Annotated in this window: 27 protein-coding genes; 15 read left to right on the top strand and 12 right to left on the bottom strand. The window is 59.4% G+C overall.

Translation table 11 applies throughout. The annotated features are described in order from the left end of the window. Position 1: 1 nt before the first annotated feature. On the bottom strand, positions 2–778 hold the full coding sequence (locus AAAV44_RS06850) for a SprT family zinc-dependent metalloprotease (RefSeq protein WP_343001059.1): 777 nt from the start codon (positions 776–778) through the stop codon (positions 2–4). A 74-nt stretch (positions 779–852) separates the two neighbouring features. Further along, positions 853–1,866 (bottom strand): membrane dipeptidase, encoded by a 1,014-nt coding sequence (locus tag AAAV44_RS06845; protein ID WP_349115130.1) that lies wholly within the window; start codon positions 1,864–1,866, stop codon positions 853–855. 120 nt (positions 1,867–1,986) lie between these two features. On the opposite strand from AAAV44_RS06845, the gene AAAV44_RS06840 reads away from it, so the two are divergent. The 3 genes from AAAV44_RS06840 to AAAV44_RS06830 all read left to right on the top strand — a co-directional run bounded on the left by AAAV44_RS06840 (position 1,987) and on the right by AAAV44_RS06830 (position 3,876). Beyond that, a complete protein-coding gene (locus tag AAAV44_RS06840; RefSeq protein ID WP_349115129.1) occupies positions 1,987–2,415 on the top strand; it encodes a peptidylprolyl isomerase in 429 nt (142 codons plus the stop codon). A 3-nt stretch (positions 2,416–2,418) separates the two neighbouring features. Next, a complete protein-coding gene (locus AAAV44_RS06835; protein WP_349115127.1) occupies positions 2,419–2,997 on the top strand; it encodes a hypothetical protein in 579 nt (192 codons plus the stop codon). A gap of 81 nt (positions 2,998–3,078) precedes the next feature. After that, complete coding sequence (locus tag AAAV44_RS06830; protein WP_349115126.1) at positions 3,079–3,876, top strand: HAD family hydrolase; 798 nt, start codon at positions 3,079–3,081, stop codon at positions 3,874–3,876. 14 nt (positions 3,877–3,890) lie between these two features. On the opposite strand, the gene AAAV44_RS06825 is transcribed toward AAAV44_RS06830, so the two are convergent. The 5 genes from AAAV44_RS06825 to AAAV44_RS06805 form a co-directional block, all read right to left on the bottom strand. Continuing rightward, complete coding sequence (locus AAAV44_RS06825) at positions 3,891–4,271, bottom strand: transcriptional repressor (protein WP_349115124.1); 381 nt, start codon at positions 4,269–4,271, stop codon at positions 3,891–3,893. Positions 4,272–4,332: 61 nt separating this feature from the next. Then, positions 4,333–4,743, bottom strand: coding sequence for an acylphosphatase (locus AAAV44_RS06820; protein WP_022094408.1), 411 nt, complete (start codon positions 4,741–4,743; stop codon positions 4,333–4,335). 2 nt (positions 4,744–4,745) lie between these two features. Beyond that, complete coding sequence (locus AAAV44_RS06815) at positions 4,746–5,852, bottom strand: Gfo/Idh/MocA family oxidoreductase (protein WP_349115122.1); 1,107 nt, start codon at positions 5,850–5,852, stop codon at positions 4,746–4,748. Positions 5,853–5,925: 73 nt separating this feature from the next. Continuing rightward, positions 5,926–6,411, bottom strand: coding sequence for a ribonuclease HI (rnhA, locus tag AAAV44_RS06810; protein WP_117800865.1), 486 nt, complete (start codon positions 6,409–6,411; stop codon positions 5,926–5,928). 63 nt (positions 6,412–6,474) lie between these two features. Further along, positions 6,475–7,413, bottom strand: coding sequence for a LysR family transcriptional regulator (locus AAAV44_RS06805; protein ID WP_349115120.1), 939 nt, complete (start codon positions 7,411–7,413; stop codon positions 6,475–6,477). Between the two features lie 273 nt (positions 7,414–7,686). Here AAAV44_RS06805 and AAAV44_RS06800 point away from each other — a divergent pair, with 273 nt between their 5' ends. The 3 genes from AAAV44_RS06800 to AAAV44_RS06790 all read left to right on the top strand — a co-directional run bounded on the left by AAAV44_RS06800 (position 7,687) and on the right by AAAV44_RS06790 (position 10,479). Beyond that, positions 7,687–8,997, top strand: coding sequence for an O-acetylhomoserine aminocarboxypropyltransferase/cysteine synthase family protein (locus AAAV44_RS06800; protein ID WP_349115119.1), 1,311 nt, complete (start codon positions 7,687–7,689; stop codon positions 8,995–8,997). Between the two features lie 312 nt (positions 8,998–9,309). Continuing rightward, entirely contained in the window at positions 9,310–10,086 is a 777-nt protein-coding gene (locus AAAV44_RS06795) for a hypothetical protein (RefSeq protein WP_349115117.1), read from the top strand. 186 nt (positions 10,087–10,272) lie between these two features. After that, a complete protein-coding gene (locus AAAV44_RS06790) occupies positions 10,273–10,479 on the top strand; it encodes a hypothetical protein (protein WP_238022794.1) in 207 nt (68 codons plus the stop codon). Positions 10,480–10,587: 108 nt separating this feature from the next. On the opposite strand, the gene AAAV44_RS06785 is transcribed toward AAAV44_RS06790, so the two are convergent. Continuing rightward, on the bottom strand, positions 10,588–11,502 hold the full coding sequence (locus AAAV44_RS06785; RefSeq protein ID WP_349115116.1) for a ketopantoate reductase family protein: 915 nt from the start codon (positions 11,500–11,502) through the stop codon (positions 10,588–10,590). A 327-nt stretch (positions 11,503–11,829) separates the two neighbouring features. Here AAAV44_RS06785 and AAAV44_RS06780 point away from each other — a divergent pair, with 327 nt between their 5' ends. From AAAV44_RS06780 to AAAV44_RS06755, 6 genes are all read left to right on the top strand, one after another. Continuing rightward, the gene (locus tag AAAV44_RS06780) at positions 11,830–13,020 is read left to right on the top strand and encodes an aldo/keto reductase (RefSeq protein ID WP_349115115.1); all 1,191 of its coding nucleotides are present in this window, start codon (positions 11,830–11,832) and stop codon (positions 13,018–13,020) included. Positions 13,021–13,110: 90 nt separating this feature from the next. Next, entirely contained in the window at positions 13,111–14,130 is a 1,020-nt protein-coding gene (locus tag AAAV44_RS06775; protein WP_349115114.1) for a Gfo/Idh/MocA family oxidoreductase, read from the top strand. Positions 14,131–14,280: 150 nt separating this feature from the next. Beyond that, positions 14,281–15,147 carry a deoxyribonuclease IV gene (locus AAAV44_RS06770; RefSeq protein ID WP_349115113.1) on the top strand — a complete coding sequence of 289 codons (867 nt, stop codon included), beginning with the start codon at positions 14,281–14,283 and terminating at the stop codon, positions 15,145–15,147. 147 nt (positions 15,148–15,294) lie between these two features. After that, positions 15,295–16,155, top strand: a complete 861-nt coding sequence (locus tag AAAV44_RS06765; RefSeq protein ID WP_152067906.1) for an ABC transporter substrate-binding protein — start codon at positions 15,295–15,297, stop codon at positions 16,153–16,155. A 118-nt stretch (positions 16,156–16,273) separates the two neighbouring features. Next, positions 16,274–17,635 (top strand): ABC transporter permease subunit, encoded by a 1,362-nt coding sequence (locus AAAV44_RS06760; protein ID WP_349090823.1) that lies wholly within the window; start codon positions 16,274–16,276, stop codon positions 17,633–17,635. A 12-nt stretch (positions 17,636–17,647) separates the two neighbouring features. Beyond that, positions 17,648–18,400, top strand: a complete 753-nt coding sequence (locus AAAV44_RS06755) for an amino acid ABC transporter ATP-binding protein (protein WP_342996639.1) — start codon at positions 17,648–17,650, stop codon at positions 18,398–18,400. Between the two features lie 115 nt (positions 18,401–18,515). On the opposite strand, the gene AAAV44_RS06750 is transcribed toward AAAV44_RS06755, so the two are convergent. After that, a complete protein-coding gene (locus AAAV44_RS06750; RefSeq protein WP_342996638.1) occupies positions 18,516–18,935 on the bottom strand; it encodes a flavodoxin in 420 nt (139 codons plus the stop codon). A 46-nt stretch (positions 18,936–18,981) separates the two neighbouring features. Then, a complete protein-coding gene (locus AAAV44_RS06745) occupies positions 18,982–19,686 on the bottom strand; it encodes a DUF3793 family protein (RefSeq protein WP_316366364.1) in 705 nt (234 codons plus the stop codon). A gap of 175 nt (positions 19,687–19,861) precedes the next feature. Between AAAV44_RS06745 and AAAV44_RS06740 the strand changes: the two genes are divergently transcribed. Beyond that, positions 19,862–20,245: a heavy metal-associated domain-containing protein gene (locus tag AAAV44_RS06740; protein ID WP_349115111.1), complete on the top strand. Its 384-nt coding sequence runs from the start codon at positions 19,862–19,864 to the stop codon at positions 20,243–20,245. A 26-nt stretch (positions 20,246–20,271) separates the two neighbouring features. Here the strand turns inward: AAAV44_RS06740 and AAAV44_RS06735 are convergent, their stop codons facing one another. Beyond that, positions 20,272–20,697 (bottom strand): hypothetical protein, encoded by a 426-nt coding sequence (locus tag AAAV44_RS06735; RefSeq protein ID WP_349115110.1) that lies wholly within the window; start codon positions 20,695–20,697, stop codon positions 20,272–20,274. Further along, positions 20,690–22,195: a DNA repair protein gene (locus tag AAAV44_RS06730; RefSeq protein WP_349115109.1), complete on the bottom strand. Its 1,506-nt coding sequence runs from the start codon at positions 22,193–22,195 to the stop codon at positions 20,690–20,692. Before AAAV44_RS06730 ends, AAAV44_RS06735 begins: the two co-directional genes overlap by 8 nt. A gap of 237 nt (positions 22,196–22,432) precedes the next feature. Here AAAV44_RS06730 and AAAV44_RS06725 point away from each other — a divergent pair, with 237 nt between their 5' ends. Both AAAV44_RS06725 and pgi read left to right on the top strand, forming a co-directional pair. Beyond that, entirely contained in the window at positions 22,433–22,957 is a 525-nt protein-coding gene (locus tag AAAV44_RS06725) for an iron-containing alcohol dehydrogenase (protein ID WP_349115108.1), read from the top strand. A gap of 199 nt (positions 22,958–23,156) precedes the next feature. Next, the gene (gene pgi, locus AAAV44_RS06720; protein WP_349115107.1) at positions 23,157–24,851 is read left to right on the top strand and encodes a glucose-6-phosphate isomerase; all 1,695 of its coding nucleotides are present in this window, start codon (positions 23,157–23,159) and stop codon (positions 24,849–24,851) included. The last annotated feature ends 126 nt before the right edge of the window (positions 24,852–24,977 follow it).

Here is a 24,977-nt window from a genome sequence, read left to right as displayed (position 1 = left end):
TCTAATACGTCTCTATGGGCGGTTTTTTGAGCCGCTGCGACAGAGCTCTGTTGTTGGGGCAGTACGTGTCGAGGAGGGCGTGGAACCGCTGATTGTGGCTTGGCTCGAGCAAGTGGACGAGCTCGTGGGCGACAACCATGTCGAGGCATTCGACGGGGTAGGCGGCAAGTTCGCGTGCGATGCGAATGGCACCGGTTTTGGGCGTGCACGAGCCCCAGCGCGTTTTCATGCTGCGTACGGAAACGCGGGAAACGGTGACACCCATTGCGATTTCGTATGCGTGCACCATATCGCGCAGCGCTGATGTGACCTCGGACATATAGAGCTGGTCGATGTGGGCTTGGAGCTCATCGGACGTTAGGCCGTCGAGAGCCGTGAGCTGCTTTGCCTGCGTGCGCCCACTTGGCTCATCGGTACCCATAAAACTTGCGAAGGTAGCCTGCTTGGGTCGCGGTGCGGGTGATGCAAAGTTGTGGTCGAGCGCATCCTGTACCGTGATGGGCTTGCCCCAAAGTGCAATGATGGACGAGGGACTGAGCGGCTCTCTCGCCGTCGCCTGACGTTGCTCGCGCTGGGCAAGTCTGCCGATAATCCAGGCGCTGTTGCGCTTCACAAACGCTTCGATACGCTCGCGGCTGGCGCCGAGCGGTGCGCTGGCGTGGACCTCACCGCTCGATGTGACGCGTAGGTTGAAGTTCTTGACGCGCTTTTTGGTAACGACGACGGGGATGGATGTGCCATCCGGTCGGGATACGGAAATCGTAAACTGCTGCGTCAAAAGTGATCCTTCAGATTGGGGATGGGCCGGCATGTCGATCGCTTGACATGCCGGCCCGCTCAAGGGATGTGAAATTAATAACGCTCAAAGAAGGCAAGCGCGTTGTCGCTGCAGAGCTTTTGCATCACGGTCTTGCCAAAGTGCTTGGAGAGCATGTTCTGGAACTCGGGCATCATGCTGGCATCGGAGAGGAAAGCGGGTACCGTGGCGCCGTCCCAGTCGCCGCCGAGCGCGATGACATTTTCGCCGCCCAGGTCGAGCCAATGCTCGATATGTGCCGCCAGCTGGTCGAAGGTGACGTTTGCGGCGGTCTTGTCGGTTGCGTCGTTGGAAAGGAACTCGCTGCAGTAGTTGAGGCCGACGATGCCGCCCATGTCGCGAATGGTGCGGAACTGGTCGTCGGTGAGGTTGCGTTTGACGCCGCAAACCGCACGGGAGTTGGAGTGGCTGGCGACGAAGGGGCGCGTGGCGTGGGCGACAACCTCGTCAAAGCACTCATCGTTGAGGTGGGAGACGTCGAGCACCATGCCGGCGTGCTCCATCTGCGTAAGCGCCTCGATGCCAGCGGCGGTGAGGCCGGCGTGGGTGTCGTGGCCGCTCGCGAGCGGTCCCTGCGCGTTCCAGCTGAGCGATGACATGAGTACGCCCAGGCTCTTGAGTACCTCGATCAGCGCGGGGTCCTCGGCAAAGAACGTGGCGTTTTCGATGGTGTGGATGCAGGCGACCTTGCCGTCTTTGAGCGCGGGGCGAATGTCTGCGGCGCTGCGCACATTGACCATGCGGTCGTGGTTGAGCATGGCCTGGCCGCTCATATGCGCCATGATTTGCGCCTGGAAGCGCGCGGCGTGGGCGGTGGGAATCTCGTCGGGGACAAACGTGGCGAAGCACTGTGCCCAAGGAGTTTTGCCGATCTTTGCGAGCGAGATGGCGCAGGCGTTGCCCTCGATAAGGTCGAAATCCTGCGGATGCGTCTCGTCGCCGGGGAAATAGCCGTCGGTGCCCGCGGTAAAGCGCAGGTCGAGATCGAGCGTGGTCCAGCCGATGCGGTCGGCAGTGTCGCAATGTAAGTCAAATACGGGATATGCCATGGTTCCTCCGGTTGCAGCGTTTCTTTGCAAACTGTCTTTGAATTGTATGACTAGGGTATAGTTAGCGCCATATGTTCACGGCGGCCCGCGTTGTGCGCCGCCCTTATTACGGAGGTTACCATGTCCAACCAGGGCAAGAAGGTCAAGACCCATTATCGTGGCACGCTCGACGACGGCACGCAGTTCGATAGCTCCTACGATCGCGGCGAGCCGCTGGAGTTCACCTGCGGTGCCGGTCAGATGATCAAGGGCTTCGACGCCGCCGTTATCGATATGCAGGTGGGCGAGAAGAAGTCCGTACACATTCCTGCGGCCGATGCCTACGGTGAGCACAATCCCGAGATGGTTATCACCTTCCCGGCCGAGCAGGTTCCCAACATCGAGCAGATCGAGAAGGGCATGAAGCTCTTCCTGTCCACGCCGAGCGGCATGCCTGTCCCCGCCGTCGTCATCGACGTGACGCCCGAGGCCGTGACGCTCGATGCCAATCACGAGCTCGCCGGCAAGGATCTCAACTTTGATATCGAGCTCGTCGAGGTCGAGGGTTAGAGTATGCCTGAACGCTTGGTTTCGACGACATGCTTGGGAAATCTCAACGACCCGTCCTATGAACTCCTGCTTCGTCGGGAGATGGGTGGCATTTTTGAGGTTGACGAGCTGCTACTCGATTGGGACCAGGCTGATACGCGCACGTTTGTGGGCGTGACGGAGCTGGGGCGCACGGTGAATGTCCGGCTGGATGCCGCTGATGGCGAACGCCTTGCCGACGGCGACGTGCTCGCTATCGACCGCACGGGCACGGTGTCCGTAGTGGTTGTCGTGCGCCTGCGCAGTGCCGAGGTCTATTTGGTCGAAGTCGACCGCATGGATCCGATTGCGCTCGCGCATGCGTGCTGGGAGATCGGCAATATGCACGCGCCGCTCTTCCGGGGTGACTCGGACGAGCATACCGTGCGCATGTATACGCCGGTGCAACCGGTTTTGGGTCGCATGCTCCGGGGCATCGAGGGCGTTCGGCTCTCGGTGGTCACACGCGAGCTCGATGCCAGTCGACGCTTTGCATCGAGCGCGGCGGATGTTGTTGTGAGTATGGCTCCAGACTTTACGATCGTAAAGAAGGCGCGCGGCTAACGTGCGTATGCGTAAGACGGACTTTGAGAGGCAACTATTCAAAGTCCGTCTTGCTGTTGATGGGATGCTTTGGGGGAACATATGGGTCTTGAGGGAATCAAGCTGATCGCCTGCGATTTGGATGGCACGTTGCTGCATCCGGGGGAGCGCGAGCCACGCCCCGAGGCATTTGAGCTCATCGACGAGCTGCACCGTCGCGGCATTGTGTTTATGCCGGCGAGTGGCCGTCAATATGCGAGTTTGCGCTACCTGTTTGCCCCGGTGGCAGACGAGCTTGCCTATGTGTGCGAAAACGGCGCCCTGGTCATGAGCGAGGGGCGTGCCGTTGTCAAGCGCTCTATGGGGCGTGACCTGGCGATGGATATCGCGAATGCCGTAGTCGCCTACCCCCATGCCGATGTAACCCTTTCCTGCGAGGGGCACCTCTACACCATAAGCGACAACGATGCGTTCGTCGACCATTTGCGTTACGAGGTCCATTGCGATGTGGCGGTGGTCGACCGTCCCGAGGACATTGACGAGGATGTCATTAAGATTGCGTTTCAAACGCCCGAGACAGAGCAGCCGGCGGCGCTGGAGTATTTTGTGCGTCGCTTTAGCGACCGGGTCGATGTGATGACGTCGGGAACCGAATGGACCGACTTTATCGGCTTTGATTCGGGCAAGGGGTCCGCGCTTGCCGATTACGGTCGTGCCCTGGGAATTTCGCCCGATGAGATGATGGCGTTTGGCGATAACGAAAACGACCGCGACATGCTCAACGTGGTGGGCCATCCCTATCTGATGGAAAGCTGCAATCCCAGCATGCGCGGCATTAATGACCGCGTCCGCTATGTGCACACGGTCGAAGAAGAACTGCGTCGCCTGCTTGCCGAGTAGGCATGTCCCAAAATCTACCTACAGTTGGGGCAGAGGCCCTCGAAGATGGTGTAGTGCGAGGTGACGTTCCAACCGATTTGCTCGGACGCCTTGGCATCGAGCCGGGCGTCGAAGGGGAGCGGCACATCGATGACGCGGTTGCACGAGGTGCAGATAATATGCGCATGCGGCTCGACGGTGCGATCGAAGCGGCTGCCGCCCGGCGTCTTGATCGAGAGAATCTCCCCGGCATCGGCCAAGAGATTGAGGTTGCGGTAGACCGTACCGCGGCTGATTTTGTCATCCTGCGCGCGCACGACGTTGTAGATTTCGTCGGCGGTGGGATGGTTGTAGCTTTGGCGCACGGCGTCAAGAACCAGCTTTCGCTGCTTGGTATTCCTTCTTTGCACCGCCATGCGCCTCGCCTCTTTTCTATCAACGGTCGTAGGTAAATGATACCGTATTTAGCACACAATACTAATAATGAGGACTGAAACCGTCTTCATTGGCAAGTGGGGCTCGGGCCTGGGCATCTACAAGGCGAAAACGCGTTCCCATGCGCTCGTAGGAGGCATGAAGTGCCTCGAGATGAGATAGGATGTCTGCCGGAGCTCCCTGTATCTCCATCTCGACTGAGCCGTCTTCCATGTTACGCACCCAGCCGGTGAGTGCGCGTGCCTGCGCGAGGTTGGTGTTGGTAAAGCGAAAACCAACGCCTTGGACTTGCCCCGCCCAGCGCAGGAAATAACGCAGGGGAGTGTCTTGAGTGGCCTCGTCGCTTGCAAGCACGGTAAGCCTGCGGCGCAGCTCGAGCTCGACGTTTGACGGTTTTTGAGGCTCTCGACTGCCGCCGGTGACGCTGGAGAAGAACGTATCGAAGAGGCCCATCGCTATGCCTGCTTGCCTGCGTCGGCCGGGAAGGTAATGCCGGCCTGCTGGCGCACGGCATCCATGATGCGCAGTGAGACGAGCGTGACATCGCGGTAGTGGCCAAGCTCGTGGCGTCCTGCCGGGGTCTCCCAAATCTCTTCCTTAACGTTATTGATGCCGCCGATGGCGGTGATAAAGTCTGTGAGTTCGTATTCCATAGTGTTGCTCGATTTGGGCAGGTCGAGCACGCGGCCGTTGTCGCCCTGTTCGCGCGGTGCCTCGGTCGCCGAGCCGCGTACGACATCGCCGCGATAGTCGATGCGGACGTTGCGGGGCGTGGACAGATGGTCGATCTGGATAGTGCCACGCTCGCCTTCGATCTGCGAGGGCAGCAGGTCATTCGTAATTTTGGAGTGCGCGAGCTCGACGGAGATGCGGCCTCCGCCGTAGCTGGCGAGGATGGAACCGCAGCCATCGATGGGGCCGTGCGTGAGCTGTCGCGTGGTGGGGTCGAGCAGAGTAGCCATGCTCGTAAGGCCGGAGGGCATGCCGAAAATCTCGACCATGGGCTCGACGGTGTAGACGCCAATGTCCATGAGGGAACCCGATGCCATATTGCAGTCGAAGATATTGGTGGCGCGTCCCGCGAGAATCTCGTTGTAGCGCGAGGAATACTTGCCAAAGCGCAATGAGGCGCGGCGGATGGGCGCAATCTCGCCCAGGGCGTCCTCGATGGCGTGGAAAGCGGGGTCATGGAGCGGACGCATGGCCTCGAGGGCTACGACGCCCGCTGCCTCGGCAGCGCGGAAGACTTCCAGCGCCTGCGCCTCGGTGGCGCAGAAGGGCTTCTCGACGATGACGTGCTTGCCACCGGCGATGCAGACAAGGGCCTGCTCGTAGTGAAGTGCGTTAGGGCTGCCGATGTAGACGGCGTCGACGTCGTCGGCGGACGCAAGCTCGTCAAGTGCGGTGAAGTTACGCTCGCCGCCGTGCTTAGCGGTGAAGGCGGCGCCGCGATCTGCGTCGCGCGAGAGCGTGCCCACAAACGCGGCTTGGTCGTTGGCGTTGACGACCTGGATAAAGTCGTCGGTGATCATGGATGTGCCGATAGTCGCGATGCGCAGCATACGTCCCCCTTGCGTTGTTTGGTCTACAGGATGAGTGTAGCGCGTGGGGATATAAAGCTGCGCGAAAACGCTATTACAGGTCGCTCTCGTTAAAGCCGGTGTCGATATCGAGGTTGCTGCCGTCGGCCGCCGTGGTGGCAAGCTCGTCGCAGCGCTCGTTGAGCTCGTGACCGGCATGCCCCTTAACCCAGATGAACTCAACCTTGTGCTTGCTCTTTGCGGTGAGCAGGCGCTCCCACAGATCGCGGTTCTTGACAGGCTGCTTGTTGGCAGTCTTCCAGCCGCGTTTTTTCCATCCGTCAATCCAGTGCTTGTTGAAGGCGTTGACGACGTACTGCGAATCGGAATGGACTTCGACGTCGCAGGGGCGGTTGAGTGCCTCGAGCGCCACGATGACCGCCATGAGCTCCATGCGGTTGTTGGTGGTCTTGGCGTAACCGCGCGAAAGCTCGGAGGTGAAGGTCTTGCCGGCGGGGTTGGTGTATTTGAGCACGGCACCGTATCCGCCGCGTCCCGGATTTGATCGGGCCGAGCCGTCGGTATAGATGATGACCTTCACATGGTTCCTTTCGTTGGGTACGTTTCGTGTGAGTGACCATTGTAGCGCCGCGTTCGCCGAGGGCTAGCAATCTACCATATCTACCCCGTCCTCTGATGGCTGGTTTTCTTGGATGATGCGGTCGAGCTCGTCGAGGTATTGCTGCAACAGGGGAGAGGCCTTGCGTTCATCGTGCATGATATAGCCTACGTGCATCGTCGGGGCATCTGCCAGCGGAATCGATGCCATGCCCCATTGCATTTCGTTTGAGAGCACGCCGGTGGAGAGCGTGTAGCCGTTCGAGGTGATCAGCAGGTTGGTGAGCGTGCCGCGGTCAGAGACTCGAATGTTGCGATCGCAGGGGATGTAGCTAAACGGCTCCTCGGCGTAATAGAAGGAGTTTGAGGTTCCCTGCTCAAAGCTGTAGCGCGTATAGGGCGTAAGGTCGGCAAGGGACAGCTGCGGGCGGCGGGCAAGCGGGTGGCGCTCACTTACGAACACGTGGACCTTTGCATCAAAGAGGTGATGGAAGCTTGCTCGGGCATCGGTAAAGGCCTTCTGCAAGACACGGGTATTAAAGTCGTCCAGATAGAGGATGCCGATGTCACTGCGAAACGCGCGCACGTCGTCGATGATCTGCGCTGTGGTGGTCTCGCGCATGATGAACTCGAACTTGCTGTCGCGGCAGCGCTCGACGACGTTGACAAAGGCCTCGACCGAAAACGCGTAGTGTTGGGCCGAGATGGCAAGGCGGGCCTGAGGTGTACCGCCGTCCTCGTAGCGGGCCTCGAGCATGTCGGCCTGCTCTACGACCTGACGTGCATAACCCAAAAGCTCGGTGCCGTCGTTGGTGAGTGCAACACCGCGGCTAGAGCGCGTAAAGATTTCGATATGAAGTTCCTGCTCTAGGCTTTTGACGGCATTGGAGATATTGGACTGTGCCGTATAGAGGCGCTGGGCTGCGGCGTTGATCGAACCGGACTCTGCAACGGCGATCAAAAAGCGAAGCTGCTGGAGGGTCATCGGCGCCCATCCTTTCGAGTGTTATCTACAAAACCGATAACAGGTTAGCGCTTTTAAGTGATTGACCCGGGGAGACGATGCTCGTACTATTCAAAACACACAAAGGCGGTAGGTAATTAAGCCGACCACGGAACCGGGATGCGAAAGGAGGCCCGCATATGAATTGCTTACCAAGACGAATGCCGGGCTCCTGTTTGCGCCCGTCGGCGTGATCAGGAGACAGCGACTTACTTCTCTTACTCTTATTACTTTTGTTCGATCAAGGAGATCATCATGAGCCAGTTCATCAACAACCCCGAGCACACCTTTGGTTTCGACACCCTGCAGCTTCACGTTGGCCAGGAGAGTGCCGATCCTGCATCCGACTCCCGTGCCGTGCCTATCTACCAGACCACGAGCTATGTGTTCCGCAACTCCCAGCACGCCGCCGACCGCTTTGGCCTTGCCGACGCCGGTAACATCTACGGCCGTCTGACCAACTCCACCCAGGGCGTCTTTGAGGACCGTATCGCCGCCCTCGAGGGTGGCGTGGCAGGTCTTGCCGTCGCCTCCGGCGCTGCTGCCATCACCTATACCCTGCAGGCTCTTGCCCAGGCCGGTGACCACGTGGTGGCTCAGAAGACCATCTACGGTGGCTCCTACAACCTGCTGGAGCATACGCTCTCCCAGTTTGGCGTCGAGACCACGTTTGTCGATGCCCATAACCTGGAAGAGGTCGAGGGTGCCATCAAGGACAACACCACGGTCATCTATCTCGAGACGCTCGGCAACCCCAACTCCGACATCCCCAACATCGACGCCATCTCCGAGATCGCCAAGAAGCACGGTCTGCCGGTTGTCGTCGACAACACCTTCGGCACCCCGTATCTGTTCCGTCCGCTGGAGCATGGTGCCAACACCGTCGTCCACTCCGCAACCAAGTTCATCGGCGGCCACGGCACCTCGCTGGGCGGTGTGATCGTCGACGGCGGTAACTTCGATTGGAAGGCGAGTGGCAAGTATGCGCAGATCGCCGAGCCCAACCCCTCCTACCATGGCGTCTCGTTTGCCGAGGCTGCCGGTCCCGCCGCCTTCGCGACCTATGTCCGCGCTATCTTGCTGCGTGACGAGGGCGCCTGCATCAGCCCGTTCAACGCCTGGGTCCTGCTCCAGGGCACCGAGACTCTGTCGCTGCGCGTTGACCGTCATGTCGAGAACACCAAGAAGGTCGTTGAGTTCCTGGTTGGTGACAGCCACGTTGCCAAGGTGAACCACCCGAGTCTGTCTGAGCACCCCGATCACGAGCTCTATCAGAAGTACTTCCCCAACGGTGGTGCCTCGATCTTTACCTTTGAGATTAAGGGTGGCCAGGAGGCAGCTTGGAAGTTCATCGATCATCTGCAGGTCTTCTCACTGCTCGCCAACGTGGCCGACGTCAAGTCGCTCGTCGTGCACCCGGCTACTACCACGCACTCGCAGCTCTCTGCCGAGGAGCTCGCCGAGCAGAACATCACGCCCTCCACGATCCGTCTTTCCATCGGTACCGAGAACGCCGAGGATATCATTTGGGATCTGAAGCAGGCCTTCGCCGCGCTGGACGAGTAAGGCGACTTGTGCAAGGACCCCTTGCGACTCGATAGGTATAACTGCATAAAATGCCTGCTCAAGACGCCTGTGCGAACAATGGTTGCACAGGCGTCTTTTTTGCATAGAGAGGGCGCAAAAACAGGGTTTTTGACATGCTTTATGCATTCGAGTTGTGGAAAACTCCTGTTGAGAGGATGTGAGTTTTACGCAATTGACGTGCGCCTTTTGAGTAAAACCGCAGGTCGCGATTTGCTCGGGGTACTATGCAGCGCGATCGAATCATACGCAGCTCAAACGCAGCAAAAACGCACTACGGAGGTTTCCAGCTACATGAGGATCGATTCACGAAAACCGAAAGCCGCCGCCCTTTCCGCCGCTCTGACCGTGGCACTTTTGGCGGGCGCCGGTGCAACTGATGCCCACGCGGCAACACTGTCCGACACGGTTGGATCCACGCCGTCCGAGGCGACGCTGGTGCAGCCTGTCGACTATCGCAGCGACGGCTTTGGCTCCATGCAGGAGTGGAACGCCTCGATGGAGGTCAAGCGCGATTCCCTTGAGATGCGTGCTCAGATCATCATGAACATGTACGGTGACTATGCCACCGATGACGAGCGCGCTGTACTGCAGAGTTGTATCGACGGTGCGGGCAGTCTTTTGACGATGGAGGAGGTCGACGCGAAGTCGACCGAGCTCGATGAGCTGCGCACTGCACTTGAGGATGCCAAGCGCGAAGCGCTCGAGGTTGCTGCCACCGAGGCGGAGGCTGCCGAGGCCGCCCGGGCTTCGTACTACAACGCCGGTTACACTCCGTCCTACGCGTCTGCCGCGTCCTACGCGAACGGATCGGGCCTGACGCGCTCTATGGGTGTCAATAACTACAACGGTCGCCGCGAGACCTATTACAGCAGCAATGTGCTTTATCACTATCGCACGGGCGAATGGACTCAGGATTCTGAGGGCTTCTGGCGCGATTCCGACGGCTATTACGTTGTTGCCGCGGGCGATATGGCCCAGGGCTCGACCTTTACGGGCTCCAAGGGTGATTGCAAGGTCTATGACTCCGGCTGTGCTGCCGGAACCACCGATTACTACACCGGTTGGTAATTTTTCTGCATCACGGATATTTGGCGGACGGGCGTCTTTACCGAGCTTTAGGGCAACGTAAGGACGTCCGTTCTATGTATGCGTTTGAGTTAACAGAGCCCTTACCGTGGCGGTACGCTGGGCGTATGGATGCGGGGCACACTGGTTCTTGAGAAATAAGGTCTTTCTCTTGGAGGAAGTGGTCTTGTGAATGCTCGAGATATTGCCGTTGCCGCCGTCGCGTTGATGCTTGGCTGCCTTGGTCCCACGGCCGCGCTCGTCGCGGGCATGCAGGGGACATGCGGGGCTGCTCCTATCGTGGTCGGCGCGCTGATCGCGGCCACGCTGCTGGGAAGCGCAGGCGTGGTTCTTTGCCGCGACGATGAGGACGAGGTGCCGGGGTCGCAACGCTAACTGTTGTGAGATCGGCCGCCGGTCATAGACGAAGATGAAGGCCGCCGTAAGGGGAGTGCTCCTTGCGGCGGCTTTGCTGTTAAGGCTGTTGAATGCGGCGCGTCGGCGCTACCAACTTTTCTCGATATCGCGAATGCGTCGATAGAGCCATTCGTTTTGCGGTGCCTGGATATCGTGTTTGGCTGCGAGGCGGCAGATGGTGCCCGCGAACTCATCAACCTCGGTTTTGCGCCTTGCGATGCGGTCTTGAGCCATCGAGGGCATACCGGCGGGGTCGATTCCCTCGATGAGGTGCACCATTTGCGTCAGGTCTGCCTCGGTCAGTTCAACGCCCTCGGCGTTGGCGACCGCAAGCGTTTCGCGCATGGCGGAGACAAAACAGCGGCGCTGCTCGGAGCCCGGCTCCGTGGCGCTTCCGTAGGTCCCGCCGTAGGCCATGCAGGTCTGGTTGATGCCGTCGTTGAGCATGAGTTTGGCCCACATGCGGTGCGCAATGTCGCTCTCGACGGTATGGGCGATGCCGCAGCGCGTATAGAGCTCGTCGATGGCGGTAACGGTTGCGGGCTTGGTGCCCGCTGCCGCGCCAAAGCGGATTTCGCCCGCATTGGTAAAGGTGAGCGCGCCGTTGAGGAACACGGCGTCCATGCCCTGGCAGATACCAAGAACGGTATGCTCCCAGCCAAAGCGTTCGGCAATCTTTTGCTCGCTCGTAATGCCGTTGCACAGCGAGGCGATGAGCGTGTTGGGCCCCACGACACGCTCCATAGTCTTGAGTGCTTGGTCGAGACCGGTGGTCTTGACCGTCAGGATGACCAGATCGGCGGGCGCTGCCTCGCTGGCACGGACGGACGTGAGATCGCAAGGCTTTCCGTTGACGGTGAGCGCATCGCCCGCGTGACGCTCAAAACGGGCGTCATCCATAACGTATTGGACGGCGTCATTGCCGAGGGCCTTGGCAATCATGCTGCCGTAGAGCAGGCCGACGCCGCCCTTGCCGATAAAGGTGACCTTGTTGATCTGCATGTGAATCATCTCCCCATATAAAAGGCGCCCGCGTAAGGGGGCGCCTGATGGATTGTATGCTGCCAGGGTGATTGGTGGGTGCGCGGGGCGGCTGTTATAAAAAGAAACTATTGCGCTGTGCGCTTATGCCGCGGGGCAGACCGCAAAGACATGCGCGTGGTCATGCCCGGCTCCTTTCATCGGGCTTTTTGCTGATGTTAAAGCGGTGCCGTGACGGCTCGATTTCTGCTGCGTTACGATACGTTCTCGATTGCGATTCCACGATGTTTCGGCTGCGTGACCATTGTGTTTCGCCTTGCCGGGGCGCTGATGGCGAAGGGAGGGGCCGTGCAATACCGTGTTGACCCCAAAAGTGGTAACCGAATATCCGCTCTGGGTCTGGGCTGCATGAGGTTTCCCGGTGCGCCGGGACACCCCGATGCGAAGACGGCCGATGCCATCATCTCCCGTGCGGTGGAGCAGGGGATTAATTATCTGGACACGGCCTATCTCTATCCCGGCAACGAGGCTTGCGTGGGCGCTTCGCTTGAACGCCTGGGCTTGCGCGACCAGGTTTTGCTCGCAACCAAGCTGCCGCATGCTTCGTGCAAATGCGCGGAGGATTTCGATCGGTTTTTCGACGAGCAGCTGCGCCGCCTGCAGACCGACCATATCGACTATTACCTTATGCACAACATCACCTCGCCTGCGCAGTGGGAGCGCGTGGTGGCGCTGGGCATCGAGGACTGGATCGCGCAGCAAAAGGCTGCAGGGCGTATTCGTCAGATAGGCTTTTCGTACCACGGCAGCGCGGCGGACTTCCTTACGATGCTCGATGCGTATGAGTGGGACTTTTGCCAGATCCAGTACAACTACGCTGGAGAGCGATATCAGGCGGGAACGGCGGGGCTCATGGCCGCCGCCGAGCGAGGTCTCGCGGTGTTTGTGATGGAGCCGCTTTTGGGCGGACGCTTGGCAGGCAAATTGCCTCCGCGGGCGCGCGCTGTTCTCGATGGTGCATGCGATCGGCATTTGCATGCGCCTGCCGCTTGGGGGCTCTCGTGGGTGTGGAATCATCCCCAGGTGACCATGTTGCTTTCGGGTATGACCGATACCGCGCAGGTGGACGAGAATTCGTCACTGGCAGACCTTGCGTTGCCGAATTCGATGACTGCCAACCAGCTCGACACGATTGCGCGCGTGCTGATGGAGTTTGAGAAATCGAACCGTGTGCCCTGCACGGGATGCGGCTACTGTACGCCATGTCCCAAGGGTATCAACATTCCCGGCTGCTTTGCCGCCTACAACGCGAGCTATGCGCACAGCTGGTTTACGGGTCTATCGCAGTACTTTACGGCGAGTGCGGTGCGCACGAGCGAGCCCAAGCTCGTGAGCAATTGCGTCAAGTGCGGCAAATGCGCGCGCCACTGCCCGCAGCATATCGATATCCCCGAGCGTCTCGATGACGTGCGCCGACGCTTCCAGCCGGGCCCCGTAACGGCCATGCTTAAAGTCTTCGGCAAAACACGCTCCTCATGACCCTTTTATAACTTGTGGTGGAATAGTTCCTGTTTGCGGCAGAATAGGGACCAAACAGGAACTATTCCACCGCAACTGAAGGGGGCTGTCGTGGGTCATCGAGATTCATGTGATGATTTGCGTGAGGTTCGTTGGGGCATTTTGGGCGCTGGGCACATTTCTCATCGATTTGCTTCGTCGCTCAAGAAGGTCGACGGGGCACGGCTGGTGGCTGCGGCCGGCCGCACTCCTGCACATGTCGAGGAATTTTGCCGAGCGTTTTCGATCGATGCTGCGCATGGCCATGCCTCGGTCGACGATAACGGCGATGCGGCTTATGACGCGCTGATTGCCGACCCCGATGTCGACGCAATCTACTTGGCTCTTCCGCATTGCATGCATGCGCGTTGGGCCTGTCGCGCGCTGCGCGCCGGAAAGGCCGTGCTGTGCGAAAAGCCGGCCGTTTTGAGTGAGGAAGAGGCTCTCTCGATTGCCTCCACCTCTCGTGAGCGCGGCGTGCTGTTTATGGAGGCGATGAAGAATCGGTTTTGCCCGATGCGCACTCGCGTGAAGGACTTGCTTGCGTCGGGTGAGCTTGGCCGTATCGTCTCGATTGAAAGCGTGCAAAAGCTCGATTACGGCGAGCCTCCTTCGGGCTATCTGCTTGATCCGCTGCAGGGCGGCTGTCTATATGACATGGGCTGCTATGCGGTCGGTTGGTTTGAGGATTTGCTCGCGGGCGCGTGCGAGGTTTCATCCCGTGAAGTTCGCTGGCGTGACGTATCGGGCGGCCGCGTCGATTGGGCCGACGAGATCCGTATGAGCGTCGGCGGTATACCCATTCATATGGTGTGCGACGGCAAAGCAACATATGAAAGCCGCTTAACGATTGCCTGTGAGCGGGGCTCGTTGGAAATCGAGCGTCTCCATCGCCCCGAGCTCGCCCATGTGAAGTACTCCGACGGGCGCACGCTCGAAATAAATGCCCCGTTTGAGGTCGATGATTTCTACGGCGAAATCCAGCATGCGACGCAGCTCATTCAGGCGGGGAAACTCGAAAGCCCCATCATGTCCCTAGCCGCCACACAGCGCTGTGCGCACATCATCGATGCGATTCGTTTGAAACTTTAGGGCGTGGGGCATGGCACCAGCGCTTGGAATGCCTGGAGGCCTTTGTCCCTGATGCCCCTTTTATAACTTGCGGTGGAATACGGTCTGTTTGCGCCAAAATAGGGCACCAATAGACCGTATTTCACCGCAACTGATGAGGGGGAGCTGGAGATGCTGACGATCGGGTGTCATCTTTCGACGACGAAGGGCTATCGGGCAATGGGGGAGACGGCGTTGTCCATTGGCGCCAATACCTTTGCATTCTTTACGCGCAACCCGCGCGGCGGCAAGGCGAAAGACCTTGACATGGATGACGTGGCGGCCCTGCGCGAGCTTATGGAACAAAACGACTTTGGCCCGCTCGTAGCTCATGCCCCGTATACCTATAACCCCTGCTCAGCCAAAGAGCGGGCACGCGAGTTTGCCCTGGAGGCCATGGCAGAGGACCTGCGGCGCATGGAGGCGCTGCCCGGCAACTACTACAACTTCCATCCCGGTGCGCATGTGGGGCAGGGCTCCGACGCCGGCATTCAGATGATTGTCGACACCCTGTGCCAGGTGATGTTTGAGGGCCAGCAGACGACAGTGCTGCTCGAGACCATGGCCGGCAAGGGTACCGAGGTGGGCCGCAGCTTTGAGGAACTGGCGCTCATCATTGAGGGTGTTGCCGGCAAACGCTCCGAGCTGTCGTCCAAGCTGGGCGTTTGCCTAGACACTTGTCATGTGAGCGATGCCGGCTACGACATCATCCATGATCTGGACGGCGTACTCGACGAGTTCGACCGCGTGGTGGGTATCGATCGCTTGCATGCCGTACACATCAACGATTCGAAGAACCCTTGTGGCGCCCATAAAGATCGTCACGAGTGCATCGGCAAGGGATACCTTGGCAGCGAGGAATTTGGTGGCGGTATGCAGGTTATGCAGAATATTGTATCGAATGGCCGTTTGTGTTCGCTGCCGTTTATTTTGGAGACTCCGAACGAACTTGCAGGTTATGCAGCTGAAATTAGATTATTAAGGTCATTGCAGCAGTAATGACTGTCACAAAGTAGAGTATTCCATTCACGTTATGGGTTTGTTTCAATCAGTTTTCTCATTGCAGATTCGTAATTCCAGGTGCATAATAGCCAACAGTTTTTGCAGGCCTCTGAATCAAACGAGGTCACCGGAAGGAGACTGATTATGAAGCTCAAGAAGCTTGGCGCATTTGCCGCCACGGGTGCCATGGCGCTCGCCCTCGCACTGACGGGCTGCGGCTCGTCCAACGCCACCTCTGGTTCTAATGCCGGTTCCAGCAGCTCTGACGACGCTAAGGTCGAGAAGGTCGACGGCTCCAAGGAGTACGCGCTCGTCAAGGACGGTACGCTGACCGTCGGCACCTCTGCCGAGTACGCTCCGTTTGAGTACAAGGATGACAACGGCGATTATCAGGGCTTTGACCTTGAACTCATCAAGGCTATCGGCGACAAGCTGGGCCTGGATGTCGAGTATGTCAACAATGACTTTGACACGCTGGTTCCGGGCGTCGCTTCGGGCGCCAAGTATGACGTCTCCATCGCGGCTATCACCGACACGCCCGAGCGTGAGAAGGAAGTCACTTTCTCCGATTCCTACTACATGGACGATCAGGCTATCGTGACCAAGGTCGATAACACCGACATCACGGCCGACAACTACAGCGAGAAGCTCAACAACGCCGATGCTACCATCATCGTCCAGTCTGGCTCGACCGCCGAGTCCTTTGCCCAGGAGAACTTCCCCAAGGCCAAGATTGTCCCCTACAAGGACGCCACCGAGTGCTTCAGCGCCCTGCAGTCCGATAAGGGCGACGCCGTAGTCACCAACCGCTCCGTTGCCAGCCAGCTGACCGCCGAGCAGTTCAACACCTGCCAGACCATTAAGCAGATCAGCACCGGCGAGGAGTACGCCATCGCCATCAACCAGGGCAACACCAAGCTCAAGGACGACATCAACCAGGCCATCAAGGACCTGACCGACGACGGTACCGTTGACGCCCTCATGGCTAAGTACAACATCAAGTAAAATAGCTACTTGATTGCTCGCGGGCCCTTTCCGCTTTGGCGGAGAGGGCCTTTGCGCTTCTCTTGACGGAGAGCATTTCCGTCTCGTTTTGCCGGCAACTTCTACGATAGGAGCCACCTTGTCTCGACTGAACAAAGGGGCCGTGGAGCAGCGTTTTCCACTGCCCGCCTTGCTCCAAAAGCTAGTCTGCGTCATGGCTGTGGCGCTCGCGCTGGTGTGTGTGGGGGCATATGCGCCCACGACCGCCCAGGCGCTTGAGACCGCAAAGATTACCGCCCGACCCAACACCGGTTCGGGCAGCGCTGTGGTCGGCGGTACCGAGACGCGCATTACCTGGGAGGTCCAGGCCGATGCCGATGAGGAGCTGAGCGGTCTTTCGCTGACGTTTGTCGACGGCACGACGTTTGGTACCGATGACACGCGATTGACGATGCTCTCGGGCGAGGACCTCATGGATCGTACGCCCATGAAGCCCACGTGCAAGGCTGACGGCCAGACGCTCAAGATTGATTTTGGCGAGACGGCGCCTGCCGGCGGCTTTTTCCGTGTCGAGGTTTACGGCGTGACCTTCCCCGTCGAGGGCGGCGATGAGGCCTTTAGCGGCACCTACACTTTGGCCGATGGCTCGACCAAGAAGATCTCCAAGATTCCGTCGGTGGAGATCAAGGGTGTGACGGCCTTCGATAACTTCTTGGCCGATCTTAAGGAGCAGCCGTGGGTCGAGGCTTGGAACTCCAATATGTTCCTGCGCCTGTTCTTGAACCCGGTCATTTTGGTCCAAAGCCTGCCGATCGTCTTCAAGGGCTTCCTCATGTCGCTTTCGATCGTGCTTGTGGCGTTTCCGCTGGCAATTCCCTTCGGTTTCGCTCTATCGCTCATGCGCATTTCCAAGTCGCGCATCCTTCGTTGCCTTGCCGGCATCTATGTGAATATCATCCGTGGTACGCCGGCGTTCCTGCAGATCTATATCGCGTTCTTCGGTCTGCCGTTGGCCGGCGTCAAGGTTGATGACTACGTGCTCGGCGTCATCGTCATGGCCATGAATTCGTCTGCCTATTTGTGTGAGATCTTCCGCGCCGGTATTCAGTCGATCCCCAAGGGCCAGAACGAGGCTGCGCGTTCGCTGGGCATGAATGCCTTCCAGACGCTGCTCTACGTTATGATTCCGCAGACGTTCCGCAATGTTTTGCCTACGCTGACCAGCGAGTTTATCTTGCTTTACAAGGATACGTCGCTGCTTGCCGCCGTGGGTGTGGTCGAGATCGTCATGAACGCCCGTACCATCGTGGCCACGACGGGCTCCATTACACCGTACGTGGTTGCCGCCCTGTTCTATCTGGTCATCACCCTGCCGCTCGCTCGCTTGGTGAGCGGTCTTGAGGCGAGGCTTTTGGGCACGGCCGAGACCAAGAAGAAACGTCCCGCAAAGAGCGCCGGACAGGTTGTCGCGACGCCTGCCGATCACATCGCCGGTCTGTAAGGAGGTCCTATCATGAGCGAAACCAATAACTCGAACGAGGTCGTCGTCAGCATCAAGAACCTCCAGAAGGCCTTTGGCGACAACGTGGTCCTGCGCGACATAGATCTGGATGTGCACAAGGGTGAGGTCGTTGTGGTCTTGGGCCCCTCGGGCTCGGGCAAGTCGACGATGCTTCGCTGCATCAATCGTCTGGAGCATCCCACGAGCGGCTCGATTATCGTTGAGGGCGTGGATGTGTGCGCCAAGGGTGTCGACCTCAACAAAGTGCGCACGCACCTGGGCATGGTCTTTCAGCAGTTCAACCTGTTTCCGCACCTGTCGGTCAAAAAGAACGTCATGCTTGCGCAGCAAAAGGTGCTCAAGCGCAGCAAGGAAGAGGCCGAGAAGATTGCCATCGAGGAGCTGACCAAGGTCGGCCTTGCCGAGCGTATCGACTTTATGCCGAGCCAGCTCTCGGGCGGCCAGCAGCAGCGCGTTGCCATCGCCCGCGCCCTGTCGATGAACCCGCACGTCATGCTCTTTGACGAGGCCACCTCGGCGCTCGACCCTGAGCTCGTGCGCGACGTCTTGGGCGTCATGCGCGACCTGGCACACGACGGTATGACCATGATCGTCGTGACGCACGAGATGGGCTTTGCCCGCGATGTCGCCGACCGCGTCGTCTTTATGGACGGAGGCGTCATTGTGGAAGAGGGTACGCCGAGCGAGGTCTTCGACCACCCCAAGAGCGAGCGCACCAAGGCGTTCTTGGGCAATATCTCGTAGCCGGTTGATGTAACTGCCGTTACAAAAGAGCGGGGCTGGACTTGAATCCAGCCCCGCTCTTTTGTAGGGATGGGGATGCGCTTTGATGCAGGCTCTCTTGGAAGCCCTGGGTTCGTTACGCGAGCTCGGCTCCGAGGGCCTTGCAAGCGGTCTCGCCCTCGTCGTCGGGCGCGTCGTAGCAGATGGTGGAGTCCACGACGTTGACGCCGGCCTCGTCGGCGTCGGCCTTCCAGTTGTCCATCCACTCGCCCTCGGCCCACGAATAGGAGCCAAAGAGGACGACCTTCTTGTCGCCGAGAGCCTCCTTGACCTCGTCCCACATCGGCTGGAACTCATCGTACTCGAGTTCCTCGGAGCCCATGGCTGGGCAGCCGAAGGCGAAGGCATCATATTCGGTGGCCTTGTCGGCAGAGAAGTCGGCGCAGGAGATGACCTCTGCCTCGGCGCCGGCATCGGTTGCACCTTCGGCAACGAAGTTTGCCATGGCCTCGGTGTTGCCCGTGCCGCTCCAGTAGACGACGGCGATCTTGCTCATGTTGAGTCCTTTCAGTTGTGCGGCAGGTTGCCGCGGCTTCTATGTTCTATCGGGTTGCCTGGGCAAGTTGCGCCAAGCTGCAGCCCTGCTGATAGATGTAGGTAAGGTATTGCGTGCATGCACGATAGGAATCGAAGGTCGTGAGCGCCTGTTCGACGTTTGTGTATACCTTCCAGGCGCCAAAGACCTTATAGTTTTCGCCGTGCTGGACGATAAACTGATGGACATCTTCGTAGGGATAGCCCAAAAAATAGCCAATTTCGTGGGGGAACTCGCACATGCACCCCGTATCGCAGTGCCTATTTCGCGCGAGTGCGCAGACACTGCCGTCATAGGCGCTTTCTGCGGCATTGCTGCTTGCCAGCGTGATGCGCGCGGCGAGATGCACCAGGGATGCGGGCAGGTTGTGGACATCGTAACCTTCGGCGACAAGCGCCGTCGTGGCGCGGGGGTCGGAGAGGTATCGCATGAGGTCCGCAGGGCGGTACACATAGATGAGCGCTCCGCAGGGGCGCCAGACCAAAACGCTCATATGGATCCCGAGCGGCTGGAGCTCGCGGTTGCATTGGGCTATGACGGCGAGCAGGCGAGAGCGTCGCTCTTCGATTTGAGCGACGCCGAGTTTTCCGTTTTGGTTGGCGTAAACGCCGGGATAGGTAAAGAGCGAAGCCGGCTTGATACCTGCGAGCGTAGGGGAGCAGTTGCGCACGACAGCCGTTTGGTATGTTGGGATGTCAATGGTTCGAGTCACGTTGCCCCTTTCGAGCCCTCACTTGTTAGCCTAGGAAAACTTATACACGAAAGTAAGCCATGGTCAACAAAAAAGTTTGAAGCGGGAAACTAATTGACCGAACGGACATGATTTTGGGTTAAGATGGGGACACCCCATGGGGGTATCTAGATAGGGCTACTTGAAAGGGGAACGCATGAGTGACTTGCTCAACCCTGCGGATCTCATCGTGCTGGCCGTCATTGCCGTCGGCATGTTTTTTGGACTGCGTCGTATTGCCGCTTCGACACACGGGAAGAGTTGCTGCAGCGATGGCGCGAGCGGTAAGAAGGCCAAAAAGGTTGTTGTGGTGGATACCGATGCGTCACACTACCCCTATAGCGATGAGCTGCTCATCGGCGGCATGAGCTGTGACGGCTGCGCTCAGAACGTAGCCAATGCCCTTAATGCACTGGATGGCGTGTGGGCAACGGTGACGTATGCGGACCACACGGCACGCGTGCGCTCTAAGCAGCCGGTTGATCGCGGTGTCCTCGAGACGGCCGTGAAAGACGCGGGCTACTACGTCATGACGCTGTAAGCGCCGTCTTGGATGCATTTCCTTGTCTAGGCTCGTCCGCGCAGCTCGATGTCTTGGATATCGTCGAAGTCGATGGCGATATCTTTGAGCTTGAGGAGCCTGAAGGCAGGGAGTACCTCGTCAAGGATGCCGGTGTGGGAGCGATAGCCGTACGTATCGTAATAGGTGACGCGGACCAGGTCGCCACGTTTGAGACCCTCGAGCTTTTTAGAAAGCACGAGGGCTTTTTCTTCCGTGAGTTCACGTTTTGGCTCGACGGTGATTTCCTGCTTGCGCACGAGTTCGTAGTATCCCGTGAGGGCGGCAAAGGGCATAAACTGTGCGGCGCGGTTGGCGCGCACGGCACCGTTGGCTGTGAGGTTGGGGTCGGCGGCGCGGCGTCTGCCCTCGGGGTCCGCCAGGCGCTCGAAGGCGGTCGGCGGGCGCACGGGCTGTTGTTTGGGTTTAGGCACGGTGTCCTCCAACTTGGTCGTTGCGTTCGCGCGCGGTGGCGCCGGCGGTAAAGCTTAATCCCTTGACGAGCGCGTTCTTGCCGTACTTGCCTTTCACAGCCAGGACGGCGCGCGCCAGGTCGCGTTCGCGCTCATCGGCCTCGACATCGCTAAACAGATCGATAGTGGCAAATTCCTCGGGCATGAGGTTGCCAAAGCCCAGGTTGATTCGCTTGACCGGTCGTTTAGGGTCGACCGTTTGCGCCCAAAGGTCATCGAAATAGCCCATGATCTTCTTAAACGAATTGGTGCGCTCGGGCAGCTTGCGCGAGGCGTTGGAGTGTGCAAAGAGCGCGGCATAGCCACCACGCGGTTTGCCGCCATGCTCTCCCACAAAGATGCCATCGATTGCCTGCGCTTCGCGCACCAGGCGACGCCTTTCGTCATCGCACTGGACGGGCTTGGGCGCACGGGGTGCGAGCTCGGGGCCGGCGGTTGCGGTGGGTTCGATGCTCGACGTACTCGAGCGCAGGTGTCCGCATCCGTCCACATATTGTGCAGTACCGCTGGCATCAAGCCTGCGGATGTCGGCGCGCTCGCTCGCGTAGCCCACAAAGAGCGAGATGCTGTCACATACCACGTGCTTATCGACCAAGTCCAGCACGGCACTGTCGACCATCTCGCGCAAGACGGTGTAGGCCTGCTCGTAGGCATAGCCCTTCGAGAGCACCTGTCCTGTAGTGGTCGAAGTTGCTTGCGGGCGATAGGCTTGGATATCGGCGATGGTTGTCGGCTCGCGTCCGAAGGCGTGGTCGATGAGATACTCGGCATTGACGCCGAGCTCGTCGTAAAGCAGGTTTTCGTCGAGCGCCGCGACGCCCATCAGATCGTAGACGCCGTATTTTTCGAGTCGTGCTGCCACGCCGGGGCCGATGCCCCAGATATCGGTGATGGGACGATGGGGCCAGATTTCCTTGCGAAAGGTCTCGTCGTCGAGTATGCCGATGCGGCTGGGTACGTGCTTGGCGGTGATATCGAGTGCAACCTTGGCCTGGAATAGGTTGGGGCCGATGCCGACCGTCGCCGTGATGCCGGTGCGCGCCAGGACCTCGTCGCGCAACATGCAGGCGAGCCCTTCCGCATCGGTGTGATAAAGGTCCAGATAGGGTGTCACGTCGATAAAGCACTCGTCAATTGAGTAGACGTGAACGTCTTGCGGACTGACGTATTCCAGGTAGATACCGTAGATCTGCGCCGACACCTCCATGTAGTGCTGCATGCGCGGTACGGCCTTGATGTAGTCGATGCTATCGGGAATCTCAAATAGGCGGCAGCGATTGTGAATCCCTAAGTCCTTCATGGCCTGCGTGATGGCGAGGCAGATGGTCGTGCGTCCGCGCGATTCGTCGGCAACGACCAGGTTGGTGGTGAGCGGATTGAGCCCACGGTCGACGCATTCGACGCTGGCATAAAACGTCTTGAGGTCGATGCAGATGTAGGTGTGCTGCCCGCCCGCCATCCGAGCCCTCCCATCAAACACATGTTCTTATCGAATACTTGTTCGATAATACCCGCTCGTCCGGACGTCGTCAAAACCTGTCAAAAAGGGACTGGTTTGTTTTGGTAGGTATGGTCGTGCGGTTGGATCGGGTTTTAACGCAGCTCTAAAGAGTGCGAAACAGCTCGGAAAACCTCGCTTCGTAGCATGAGCCTAACGATTGATACCGCCTACGCGCACGGAAGGGTTGTGGGAAAGATGGTCAATTATGGGTTTGGTATGCCGACGCGCCTTGTTGCGGATGGAGACGTGGCTCGCTGGTGCGGACGATTGGTCGCTCACTACGGTGGCACCAAGGCGCTGGTCGTGTTGGGCGGTGACAAGCATACGCGCGATGAGCTTGTCTCGGCGGCACTTGGCTCGCTTGATCGAGCCCTGCTCGAGCGCGTGCTTTTTCGCTGCGGCTCGTTTGAGGGCGACGGGGGAGACGAGCTGATCGACGAAGCCGTGGCCCTGGCGACCGACGAAGGCGTGGACTTTGTCCTGGCGATTGGCGATGCCGATACTGCCGGCTTTGCGCGTGAGCTCGCGCGTCGCATGGCGGCGCTCGATGCCGTCGAAGACGGTTTTGTCCCTTATGGATGCATTCTCTCGGAGGGCAAGGTGCCTGCTGTCGTGGGCACCGGTGAGGTTCCCGTTTTTGCCATTATCGCGCCCGAACTGCTGGAGGGTATCGGGTCTCCTCTGCGTGAGTTGCTCGGTAGCGTCTGCGCCGCGGCCTAATATTTGCCATAAAAGGACGGGTTATTATTGGTTGGTAAAGCGTTTGACCTGCCAAAATAAGCCTGTCCCTTTTTAATCGGTTGCCGTTTGGGGGCCGATTGGCAACGCTCGCTGATTATAGTATTGACCTGCGCTAGAATAGTGGCATCTGAATGTCCGGGCGCATGGAGGCGTGCGCCCGTATGCTGAGGAGGACTCTATGGCAACTGTTGCCGCACCTATCGATGCTACGTCGACTGCCGCTTGGAAGGCACTCGAGGCTCATCAGGAGAAGCTCGAGGCTGAAGGCATCGACCTCAAGGCCTGGTTCGCCGCCGATCCCGAGCGTGTGAACAAGCTGAGCTTTGACGCTGGTGACCTGCACTTCGATTTGTCCAAGAACCTGGTGACCGATGAGACCGTCAAGCTGCTGTGCGATCTTGCCCGCGAGGTGAAGCTCGAGGAGCGCCGCGACGCCATGTTCTCCGGCGAGCACATCAACACCACCGAGGACCGCGCCGTCCTGCACACCGCGCTTCGCCGTCCGGCAAGCGAGAAGGGCCAGCTCATCGTTGACGGCCAGGATGTCGTCGCCGACGTGCACGAGGTCCTCGACCGCATGTATGCCTTCGCCGAGCGCGTGCGCTCCGGTGAGTGGAAGGGCGTTACCGGCAAGAAGATCGAGCATCTGGTGTCCATCGGCATCGGTGGCTCCGATCTGGGCCCGGTCATGGCCTACGAGGCCCTGCGTCCCTACGCCGACGCCGGTATCGACTGCCGCTACATCTCCAACATCGACCCCAACGATCAGGCAGAGAAGCTCAAGGGCCTGGATCCCGAGACCACGCTCGTGATCATCGTCTCCAAGACCTTCACCACGCTCGAGACCCTCACCAACGCCCGCGAGGTCAAGACCTGGATGCTCGAGCAGCTCAAGGCTCAGGGCGCCATCGATGGCTCCGACGAGCAGAACGCCGAGGCCGTGGCAAAGCACTTCGTCGCCGTTTCCACCGCACTCGAGAAGGTTGAGGCCTTCGGTATCGACCCCGCTAACGCCTTTGGTTTCTGGAACTGGGTCGGCGGCCGCTACTCCGTCGACTCCGCCGTGGGCCTGTCGCTGATCGTCGTGCTCGGCCCCGAGCGCTTCCAGCAGTTCCTCGAGGGCTTCCATGCCATCGACGAGTACTTCTGCAACACGCCGCTCGAGAGCAACGCCGTCGCGCTGATGGGCCTGCTCAACGTCTGGTACGTCAACTTCTTCGGTTCCAAGAGCCATGCCGTGCTTCCGTACTGCCAGTATCTGCACCGCTTCCCGGCCTACCTGCAGCAGCTCACCATGGAGTCCAACGGCAAGCACGTCCGCTGGGACGGCAGCGCTGTGACCTCCGATACCGGTGAGATCTTCTGGGGCGAGCCCGGCACCAACGGTCAGCATGCCTTCTACCAGCTGCTGCACCAGGGCACTGTGGTGGTTCCGGCCGACTTCATCGCCTTCGCTAACACTGCCAACCCTGCGACCGATAGCGGTCAGGACGTGCATGAGCTGTTCCTGGGCAACTTCCTGGCCCAGACCAAGGCGCTCGCCTTTGGTAAGACGGCCGACGAAGTTCGTGCCGAGGGCACGCCCGAGCAGATCGTCCCGGCCCGTTGCTTTGAGGGCAATCGCCCGACGACCTCGATCTTCGGCGACACGTTGACTCCGTTTGCGCTCGGCGAGCTCATCGCCCTGTACGAGCACATCGTATTTGTCGAGGGCACGGTCTGGGGCATCGACTCCTACGACCAGTGGGGCGTCGAGCTGGGCAAGCAGCTTGCCAAGCAGATTACCCCTGCCTTCCACGACGACGCCGCCAAGGCCGAGCAGGACGCTTCGACTCAGGCGCTCATCGAGTTCTACCGCGCTCACCGTAAGTAGTCGCTGCTGTTAACGCATCGTGCCTTATAGTCAGGGGCCCGTATCCTATCGGATGCGGGCCCCTTTGCTTTGCCGTGGTCCCGGGGCGCACGGCCTTTGTGGAACATCGCCGGGGCGCCGCGCGCT

This window comes from Collinsella sp. CLA-AP-H1 (genome assembly GCF_040092945.1).
Taxonomy (GTDB): domain Bacteria; phylum Actinomycetota; class Coriobacteriia; order Coriobacteriales; family Coriobacteriaceae; genus Collinsella.
The sequence above is the reverse complement of the archived record's forward strand: the minus strand, read 5'-3'. Positions and strand labels throughout refer to the sequence as shown.